Here is a 3,663-nt window from a genome sequence, read left to right on the forward strand (position 1 = left end):
GCGCAAGGAAGGGGGCCTTCCTGTACTTCAGGCGGGACCCTCAGCCGACGAGGCCGTTGAAGCGGCCTAGAGTCTCTTCGCGCCCCAGTGCCTGCGTGATCGAGTGCAGGTCCGGGCTCCGGGTCGAACCCGTGATCGCGATCCGGATGATCTGCGAAGCCTCACGAATGGACCCGGGGAAGCCTTCAGGGTTCTTCTTGAGTTCCTTGGCGTTCTTCGCGAAACCGTGCTTCGCGGCGACGTCGCGGATCTGCTGGAACCACTCCTGGCCGTCGTCGAGCTGCTGGTAGTTCCCGACGAAGTCACGCGCCACGGCCTGGACGACGTCGCGGTCGACACCGAGGGCGGCGATGCGCTCGTCGTCGGGACCGGCGACGACGGCGTGCAGCCGCGGGAAGAAGAACCCGTAGACGGCGCGGAACTCGCCCCACTTCTTCAGGTCCTTGCGCGGGTTCTCCACGCCGTCACGCTCGACGGCCAGCGCACGCAGTGCCAGGTCGGGTTCGGCGTCGAGGACGGTGCGCAGCTCGGGGTCGAACCGCTCCGCCCACGCACGTACCTCGGCGAGGATTTCGGCGCCGGACAGCGTGGCGATGTGGTCGGCCGAGATGTCGTCGAGTTTGACCAGGTCGACCAGCGGGCCGGCGACACCGCATTCGTCCAGGTTGATCGGCTCGGTCAGGGCCTGGTCGAGCGGCAATTCGGCGAGACGGCCGTTGGCGAGGCCGCGCAGGTAGTAGAGGACGGCCTTCGCGGGATAGCCGGACTCGATGTAGAAGTCGACGCTCGCTTCCGGGTCCTTGCGCTTGGACAGCTTGCGCTTGCTGCCGCCCTCCTGCTTCATCAGCGGCGCGATATGCGCGTACGTGATCGGCTCGAAGGCAAGCGCGTCGAACAACTGCTGGTGCGTCGGCACCGACGAGATCCACTCGTCGCCCCGGATGACCAGGTTGACGCGCATCAGGTGGTCGTCGACGGCGTGCGCGAAGTGATACGTCGGCAGCCGCGGGCTCTGGTCGGAGCTCTTGAGGATGACGACGTCGTTACGGTTGGCCTCGGCCTCGAGCGGGCCGCGGATCGCGTCGGTGAACCGGGCGCGGGCGCCGGTGTCGTCCGGCGCGCGGAACCGGACGACGTACGGGTCGCCGGCGTCGAGTTTGGCCTGGACGTCGGCGTCGGCGGCGTCGCGCCAGATGGCCCACGAGCCGTAGTAACCGGTCGGCAGCTTCGTGGCCTGCTGCCGCGCGGTGATCGCCGCCAGCTCGTCCTTGGTGGCGAAGTCGAGGTACGCGCGGCCGAGGCGGAGCAGGTGACGGACGTAGGTCAGGTAGATCTGCTCACGCTCGGACTGCTGGTACGGCCCGTAGTCGCCACCGCGGTGGAGGTCCTCGTCGGCGGCGAGGCCGAAGTAGGAGAAGCCGCGCTCGAACTGGTCGATGGCACCTTCGACTTCGCGGGACCGGTCGGTGTCCTCGACCCGGACCAGATAGCGGCCGCCGGTGCGGCGGGCGACGTCCTGGTCGATGGTCGCGACGTAAATGCCGCCGACGTGGACGAATCCGGTCGGCGAGGGTCCGAAGCGAGTGACCTGCGCGCCTTCGGGGAGGTCACGGGCGGGGTAGCGCTGTTCCCAGTGCTCGGGTTCGGGCAGGTCGGCGGGGAAGAGGGCGTCGATGACTGCTCGGTCCAGCATGGCGGTTCAGATCTCCCGGCTCGTGGTGCATGGCTGTTCTCGCCACCGAAGAGAGTATCCGTCCGGCCTCCCGGCCTGGTGACGGTGGGGCGGAAAGCAGCGCGAAGCCGGCTGCTCCACTTGCGCGACGCTGGTGAAGCGAGTGGAGCAGCCGAAAGCCACACGTCGTCGATAGCGCTTCGCACTGTCGGCCGACGGGCCTGAACCTGCACGATTTCGGTACCGACCACCGCAGGTTCAGAGGGAGATTTCCCATGAAGACCGCCATTTCCGACGATCTCCGTTCGCTGTTCACCGACTCCGGGATCGACGTCACCGCGGCGGGGCAGACCGCCGTCGACGTGGTGATCGACCACTTCGACAACTGGAAGAACCTGTCAAGCGGAGGTGCTTTCGGCTGCTTCACCGGCGCCTGCTGCTTGATGTCCTGAGTGCACCGGACGTGCCGGGTGCTCACCGCAGAAGCAGCCGACGCCCTTGGCGATCCAGTCCCTGCCCGCCCAGTCCGGGTGACGGTCGATCATCAGCGCTTCAACCTCCGCGGAAGCCGCCGAGGAGCTCCGGGAAGCAGGGCATCCCGAGTGGGCCGAGCGGATCCGGACCGAGCTGGTCGGGCTCAACGTACTGCCGGAGCGGTGGACTTTCCAGCTTATCGATGAGTACGAAGACGGCTACTACGCGGCCTTCCGCGGGATGACGCGGGACGTCGCCGGTGACCTCACCGGCGGACGGCGGCACTTGCACGAGGAGCGATTGAAGCGACGGCGGCGGACCGACGGGCGGCCGGGTCACGAGATGGGGCGGCCCAGCACCTGAGCTACTTGCAGGGGTCGTGCCCCCAGTTCATCAGCGAATGCCGCCAGGTCGTGTCCTCGATGTCGCCCGACGGCCGCTGGGCGAGGTGCCGGTGAACATAGCCGACGACCTTGCGCATGTGCTTCTCGTCCTCTTCGGACAGATCGGCTTTCTTCGTGCGCAGGATCGTGACGATCCGGCGACCGGATTCGTGGCCGACCGACTCGCCTCCGCCCTTGTGCTGCCCCGCCTGCCGGGATTCGTCGGTCTTCAGCCACTTCTCGAGTTCGCCCGCGGTCATGTTGACCGCTCCGCCGAACTCGCTGTGGACGTCCTTGCCGCCGCTCACAGCTTCTCCAGCGCCTCGGGCTTGTGCACGGCTTCGCCGCCACTCTTGTCACTGCGGACCAGGTACTGCGGTTCCTCCTTGGACGCGCGCACGGTGCGCCCGCCCGCCTCGGTGTCCGAGGTGAGCTTCTTCAGGACCTCACCTTCGGCGTGGCCGCCGTGACTGTTCCAACGGACCTTGTCGCCTTTGCGGAACTCGTTCGTCAACGTCACTCCTTCGGTGTCCTGCGTGGACGGTCCGACGCAGGCCAGACGTAGGGCAGGTCGTCGGGGACGTCCGGGAACCTCGCTCGGTAGTGCTCGGGTTGTTTGCGGACGAGAGCCGACTGGTGGCTGCGGTGGAAATCGATGTCGCCGAGCCAGGGCGGGAGGTCTTTCCCGGCCGCCAGTTCGGCTTGGGTGCGGACCCCGTCCAGTCCGGTGGTACGGAGCAGGTCGAGCCGCAGCGTTTCGTGGCAGGTGTCCTCGCGGCCGATATCGCACCAGACCTCGCAGATGTCGAAGCCGTACCGGACCAGGGCTTCCTCGTAGCCCGCCCACATCGCCGCGGCCGGGTGATGGCGCCAGCCGTAACCCGCCACGGTCAACGCACGCAGGACCTGGATGGTCTCCACGCGTTGTTTGCCGAGCCTCCGCTGGTCGAGCGCGTCAGCGGAGGCCCGGAAGTCGGCGAACGGGAGAAACGTCTGCACATCGGCGGCTTCCCCACCCGGCGGGATCCGAAACCGGATCGGCTAGGGCGTGTCTGGCAAATCTGTTCGATGGGGTTCGTGATCCAGGTGGTTCCTGGTGGTGTGGGCCCTTCGGCCTCGTACCGGGTCGTACTC

General features: G+C 67.5%; 5 protein-coding genes and 1 pseudogene. 2 read left to right on the forward strand and 4 right to left on the reverse strand.

The genetic code is table 11. From position 1 onward, the window contains the following. Positions 1 to 40: 40 nt before the first annotated feature. The gene (locus tag AB0M65_RS40490) at positions 41 to 1,693 is read right to left on the reverse strand and encodes a glutamate--tRNA ligase family protein (RefSeq protein WP_364040864.1); all 1,653 of its coding nucleotides are present in this window, start codon (positions 1,691 to 1,693) and stop codon (positions 41 to 43) included. A 254-nt stretch (positions 1,694 to 1,947) separates the two neighbouring features. On the opposite strand from AB0M65_RS40490, the gene AB0M65_RS40495 reads away from it, so the two are divergent. Together AB0M65_RS40495 and AB0M65_RS40500 are read left to right on the forward strand one after the other, a co-directional pair. Next, complete coding sequence (locus tag AB0M65_RS40495) at positions 1,948 to 2,124, forward strand: hypothetical protein (protein WP_364040867.1); 177 nt, start codon at positions 1,948 to 1,950, stop codon at positions 2,122 to 2,124. 112 nt (positions 2,125 to 2,236) lie between these two features. Further along, positions 2,237 to 2,509: pseudogene (locus tag AB0M65_RS40500) on the forward strand (hypothetical protein); the annotation flags it as partial. 1 nt (position 2,510) lies between these two features. On the opposite strand, the gene AB0M65_RS40505 reads toward AB0M65_RS40500, so the two are convergent. The 3 genes from AB0M65_RS40505 to AB0M65_RS40515 are packed head-to-tail and all read right to left on the reverse strand — an operon-like array spanning position 2,511 to position 3,528. Continuing rightward, the gene (locus AB0M65_RS40505; RefSeq protein WP_364040870.1) at positions 2,511 to 2,837 is read right to left on the reverse strand and encodes a DUF3140 domain-containing protein; all 327 of its coding nucleotides are present in this window, start codon (positions 2,835 to 2,837) and stop codon (positions 2,511 to 2,513) included. Then, positions 2,834 to 3,043, reverse strand: coding sequence for a DUF2945 domain-containing protein (locus AB0M65_RS40510; RefSeq protein WP_364040873.1), 210 nt, complete (start codon positions 3,041 to 3,043; stop codon positions 2,834 to 2,836). Before AB0M65_RS40510 ends, AB0M65_RS40505 begins: the two co-directional genes overlap by 4 nt. Positions 3,044 to 3,045: 2 nt before the next feature. Then, complete coding sequence (locus tag AB0M65_RS40515; protein WP_364040876.1) at positions 3,046 to 3,528, reverse strand: MSMEG_6728 family protein; 483 nt, start codon at positions 3,526 to 3,528, stop codon at positions 3,046 to 3,048. Between the last annotated feature and the right edge of the window lie 135 nt (positions 3,529 to 3,663).

Source organism: Amycolatopsis sp. NPDC051071, from assembly GCF_040682875.1.
GTDB lineage: Bacteria > Actinomycetota > Actinomycetes > Mycobacteriales > Pseudonocardiaceae > Amycolatopsis.

Bases quoted from the DNA above. Each gene is read 5' to 3' on its own strand.
- AB0M65_RS40490 (WP_364040864.1), bottom strand. From the start codon at position 1,693: ATGCTGGACCGAGCAGTCATCGACGCCCTCTTCCCCGCCGACCTGCCC.
- AB0M65_RS40495 (WP_364040867.1), top strand. From the start codon at position 1,948: ATGAAGACCGCCATTTCCGACGATCTCCGTTCGCTGTTCACCGACTCC.